This is a genomic window from Sporosarcina sp. P29, from assembly GCF_002743265.1.
Classification (GTDB): domain Bacteria; phylum Bacillota; class Bacilli; order Bacillales_A; family Planococcaceae; genus Sporosarcina.
The window spans coordinates 1-474 of sequence record NZ_PDYX01000072.1 but is presented as its reverse complement, the minus strand read 5'-3'; the positions used below and the strand labels follow the sequence as shown (position 1 = coordinate 474).

2 protein-coding genes are annotated in these 474 nt (G+C 55.7%); both read left to right on the top strand.

Annotated elements, in window-relative coordinates; translation table 11 throughout:
• Positions 1–219 (top strand): ATP-binding protein (locus CSV68_RS16590; RefSeq protein WP_233192956.1); only part of this gene is annotated, 219 nt, incomplete at its 5' end.
• A 59-nt stretch (positions 220–278) separates the two neighbouring features.
• Positions 279–474 (top strand): inner membrane CreD family protein (locus tag CSV68_RS16585; protein WP_199175047.1); only part of this gene is annotated, 196 nt, incomplete at its 3' end.

Below are 474 nucleotides of genomic sequence, written 5' to 3'. Positions count from 1 at the left end.
ACCGTAAGCGACAGCGGAAGCGGGATCCCGGACTATGCCATGGCGCGTATTTTTGAACGTTTTTACTCGCTCCCCCGCGAGAACGGGTTGAAAAGCAGCGGGCTGGGTCTGGCATTCGTGCAGGAGGTGGCGCGTCTGCATCAGGGGGACATTGCTCTGCATAACCAACCAGAAGGCGGCGTGAAAGCCACGCTGACACTTCACCGTCACTTCACATAACTTCAAACTGGCCCCACATAGCCCCGGTACGCTCTCCTCATCACAAAGGAGACGTAATGATGAAATCCCCCCTGTTCTGGAAAGTAAGCACCCTGCTGGGGTGCATTCTGCTGTTGTTAGTCCCGCTCTTTATGGTCAGTAACCTGATTTCGGAGCGTGAGAGCTACCGTAACGATGTTGAACACTCGCTTCGCCAAAGCACCAGCGGGCCGCAAAAGCTGGTAGGACCGCTGATTGCCATTCCTGTCACCGAGG